Raw genomic sequence first — 4400 nt, 5'->3', positions numbered from 1 at the left:
AGACCGCCGAGGTCGGCGCCGATGACGGCGAGCTCGGCGCCGACCTCGACGGTCTCGTCCTCGGCGACCACGATCTCCAGCAGCACGCCGGAGGCGGGGGCCGGGATCTCGGTGTCGACCTTGTCGGTCGAGACCTCGAGCAGCGGCTCGTCGGCCTCGACGCGTTCGCCCTCGGCCTTCAGCCAGCGGGTGACAGTGCCCTCGGTGACGCTCTCACCGAGCGCCGGAAGGGTTACGGAAACCGCCATGGTTTCGGTTGCTCCTAACGAATTGCGGAAGTCTGTGTCGTCGCGCCCGTTGACCGAAGGCTCAGTCGTGGGAGTGCAGCGGCTTGCCGGCCAGGGCCAGGTGGGCCTCGCCGAGCGCCTCGTTCTGCGTCGGGTGGGCGTGGATGAGCTGGGCGACCTCGGCCGGCAGCGCCTCCCAGTTGTAGATCAGCTGGGCCTCGCCGACCTGCTCACCCATGCGGTCGCCGACCATGTGGACGCCGACCACGGCACCGTCCTTGACCTGGACGAGCTTGATCTCGCCCGCGGTCTTGAGGATCTTGCTCTTTCCGTTGCCCGCCAGGTTGTACTTCAGAGCGACGACCTTGTCCGCGCCGTAGATCTCCTTGGCCTTGGCCTCGGTGATACCGACGGAGGCGACCTCCGGGTGGCAGTACGTCACCCGCGGGACACCGTCGTAGTCGATCGGAACGACCTTCAGACCGGCCAGACGCTCCGCCACCAGGATGCCCTCGGCGAAGCCGACGTGCGCGAGCTGGAGCGTCGGGACGAGGTCGCCGACGGCGGAGATGGTCGGGACGTTGGTGCGCATGTACTCGTCGACGAGGACGTAACCGCGGTCCATGGCGACCCCGGCCTCCTCGTAGCCCAGGCCCTGGGAGACCGGGCCGCGGCCGACGGCCACCAGCAGGACCTCGGCCTCGAACTCCTTGCCGTCGGCGAGGGTGACCTTCACACCGTCCTGGGTGTACTCGGCCTTCTGGAAGAAGGTGCCCAGGTTGAACTTGATGCCGCGCTTGCGGAACGCGCGCTCAAGAAGCTTCGAGCTGTTCTCGTCCTCGACCGGGACGAGGTGCTTCAGGCCCTCGATGATCGTGACGTCGGCACCGAAGGACTTCCACGCGGAGGCGAACTCGACGCCGATGACACCACCGCCCAGGATGATCGCGGACTTCGGCACGCGGTCCAGGACGAGGGCGTGGTCGGAGGAGATGATGCGGTTGCCGTCGATCTCCAGGCCCGGCAGCGACTTCGGCACGGAACCGGTCGCCAGCAGGATGTGGCGGCCCTGGATGCGCTGGCCGTTCACGTCCACGGAGGTGGGGGAGGACAGCCGGCCCTCACCCTCGATGTACGTCACCTTGCGGGAGGCGATGAGCCCCTGCAGGCCCTTGTACAGGCCCGAGATGACGTCGTCCTTGTACTTGTGGACGGCCGGTACGTCGATGCCCTCGAAGCTGGCCTTCACACCGAACTGCTCGCTCTCGCGGGCCTGGTCGGCGATCTCGCCCGCGTGCAGCAGGGCCTTGGTGGGGATGCAACCCCGGTGCAGGCAGGTGCCGCCGACCTTGTCCTTCTCGATCAGGGCGACGTCCAGGCCCAGCTGCGCCCCGCGCAGGGCCGCGGCGTAACCACCGCTACCACCGCCGAGGATCACTAGGTCGAAAACGGTGCTGGCGTCGTTCGCCACGTCACGTCCTCCATGCATGTGCGCCGTGCGCCGGTCTCCGATGACCGGCAGGCGGCTGGTGTCCGGCCGCTTGATGCTTCGGCCCTTCGGTGGGGGCCCTGTCCTGCCGGGCTCCATCTTTGCACTTGTCGGACGAGATCGAGACGCCGGGCCGGTGTGTGAGACGTCCCACGTTCACTGGAAACGAACAGGGATGCAGCACCGGTGACGGGATGCCGGGCCGTCTCCGGCAGGCGGCTTCGCCGCACGGCCACGACCGGACCCCGCGCTCACCTGCCGCGAAGGCCGACGACGGCCGGCCCCGGGGCGCGGGGAACCGCGCGAGCAGTCCCCGCGCCCCGCACCCGCCGTACGACGGGCCGGACCGGGCCGGCGGGCGACCGCTAGCCCAGGTCACCCTCGGCGGTCAGCTCGGCGAGGCGGACCAGCGTCCGCACCGCGGACCCCGTGCCGCCCTTCGGCGTGTACCCGAACGGCCCGCCCTCGTTGAACGCCGGGCCGGCGATGTCGAGGTGCGCCCAGGGGATCCCCTCGCCCACGAACTCGCGCAGGAACAGGCCGGCGACCAGCCCCCCGCCCCACCGCTCGCCCATGTTCGCGATGTCGGCGACCTGGGACTCCATGCCCTTGCGCAGGTGCTCCGGCAGCGGCATCGGCCAGGCCGGCTCGCCGACCTCCTCCGCCGCCTCGTACACCGCGGAGCGGAACGCGTCGTCGTTGGCCATGACACCGAACGTCCGGCTGCCCAGCGCCAGCATCATCGCGCCGGTCAGCGTGGCCACGTCCACGATCGCGTCCGGGTTCTCCTGCGAGGCCGCCCACAGCGCGTCGGCGAGCACCAGCCGGCCCTCGGCGTCGGTGTTGAGCACCTCGACCGTCTTGCCGCTGTACATGCGCAGCACGTCGCCCGGGCGCACGGCGGAACCGGACGGCATGTTCTCGGCCAGCGCCAGCCAGCCGGTGACGTTGACCTCCAGGCCCAGACGCGCGGCGGCGACGACCGCGGCGAACACGGCGGCGGCACCGCTCATGTCGCACTTCATCGTCTCGTTGTGCCCGGCCGGCTTCAGCGAGATGCCGCCCGAGTCGTAGGTGATGCCCTTGCCGACGAAGGCCAGGTGCTTGGCCGCCTTCGGGTGCTTGTACGACAGCTTCACCAGGCGCGGGGTGGCCGCCGAGCCGCCGCCGACGCCGAGGATGCCGCCGTAGCCGCCCTTGGCGAGGGCCTTCTCGTCGAGCACCTGCACCTTGATGCCGTGCTCCTTGGCCGCGGCCTGCGCGATGCCGGCGAAGGCCGCGGGGTCGAGGTCGTTCGGCGGCATGTTGATCAGGTCGCGGGCGCGGTTCAGCTCCTCGCCGACCGCGATCGCGCGGGCCACCGCGCCCTTGTGGGCGGCGTCGCGCGGCTTGCCGCCGAGCAGCGCGGCCTCGGCCAGCGGCGCCTTGCCGTTCTTGCCCTTGGCGCTCTTGGCGTCCTGGGCGTCGCCCTTGTACGTGTCGAAGGAGTAGGCGCCGAGCAGGATGCCCTCGCCGATCGCGCCGATCGCGCCCGGGCCGTCGACGGGCAGCGCGAACGCGGCCTTCTTCGAGCCGGTGAGCGCGCGGGCGGCCACGCCGGCGGCCTTGCGCAGCGCCTCGGCGTCGTACCCGGCGTCCTCGTCCTTGTCGGGCTCCGCGCCGAGGCCCACCGCCACCACGAGCGGGGCCTTGAAGCCGGCCGGAGCGGGCAGCTTCGTCAGCTCGCCCTCGGCACCCGAGGCGCCGAGGGTCTCCAGGACGCCGGCCAGCTTGCCGTCGTACGCCTTGTCCACGGCTTCGGCGCCGGGCGCGACGACGGGCCCCTGGGCACCCTTGGCGACACCGATCACGATCGCGTCGGCCCGCAGGCCGGGCGCCGCGGCGGTGCTGAGAGTCAGAGCAGTCACGGTGGTGAATTCTCGCTTCCGATGTGAAGTTGCTGTGGCCGATGTGGGGTGGGTCGACCGGGCCCGAGAGCCGACCCTAGGTCCAGGCCTGGGGATGTGCGGCAACCGGGGCCTTCACCCTGTCGGCGAACACCCGGGACGAGACTACGCGCGTGCGTGCGTTCGCTCATTCCTTCGGGTGTTCACCCGCGTGTGGTGCGGTGGTCACGTCCACCCTCTCCCTCCCCATGACTGCCCTCGAATCCGCGCGGGTCCACCCGGTTCGGCGCCCCGCCCGCGGCAGCGCTAACGGCCGAGGGCCAGCACCACGAGTGCCGTCACCGCGGCCGTCTCCGCCACCGCGCCGAACACATCGCCGGTCACCCCGCCGAACCTGCGCAGGCACCTGCGCAGCAGCACCTCGGCGCCGCCCGCGCCGGCGGCCACCGCGAAGGCGGCCCGCGCGCCGTCGTACCCGCCGAGGCAGGCGCCCGCCGCCCCGGCCGCCGCCGGTACGCCGATCGCCAGGGCCAGCGCCGCGCCCTTCGGTACCACCCCGGCCACCGCGGCCCCCAGTCCCTCCGGGCGGGCGGCCGGCACCCCGGCGCGGGCGGCCAGGGTGAGCGCCAGCCGGGCCGCGACCGCCGAGACCACGGCCGCCAGGGCGCCCCGGGCCCAGGAACCGGCGTAGAGCTGCGCCAGCACGGCCACCTGGGCCAGCAGCGCCAGGACGAGGGTGAGCACGCCGAACGGCCCGATGTCCGACTGCTTCATGATCCGCAGCGCGTCCTCGGCGGG

At 72.0% G+C, this 4400-nt stretch carries 4 protein-coding genes; all 4 read right to left on the bottom strand.

What is annotated here, in order from left to right; genetic code table 11:
- The coding region (locus CCN44_RS24655; RefSeq protein ID WP_331478614.1) for a biotin/lipoyl-containing protein at positions 1–248 on the bottom strand (248 nt) is incomplete at its 3' end.
- A 61-nt stretch (positions 249–309) separates the two neighbouring features.
- Positions 310–1698, bottom strand: coding sequence for a dihydrolipoyl dehydrogenase (lpdA, locus tag CCN44_RS24650; protein WP_059248914.1), 1389 nt, complete (start codon positions 1696–1698; stop codon positions 310–312).
- A 383-nt stretch (positions 1699–2081) separates the two neighbouring features.
- Positions 2082–3623, bottom strand: coding sequence for a leucyl aminopeptidase (locus CCN44_RS24645; RefSeq protein WP_059248913.1), 1542 nt, complete (start codon positions 3621–3623; stop codon positions 2082–2084).
- 285 nt (positions 3624–3908) lie between these two features.
- A partial coding sequence (locus CCN44_RS24640; protein ID WP_143649948.1) for an adenosylcobinamide-GDP ribazoletransferase occupies positions 3909–4400 on the bottom strand: 492 nt, incomplete at its 5' end.

Origin of the sequence: Streptomyces tricolor, assembly GCF_002155905.1 — a bacterium.
Taxonomy (GTDB): Bacteria; Actinomycetota; Actinomycetes; order Streptomycetales; family Streptomycetaceae; genus Streptomyces; species Streptomyces tricolor.
The sequence above is the reverse complement of the archived record's forward strand: the minus strand, read 5'-3'. Positions and strand labels throughout refer to the sequence as shown.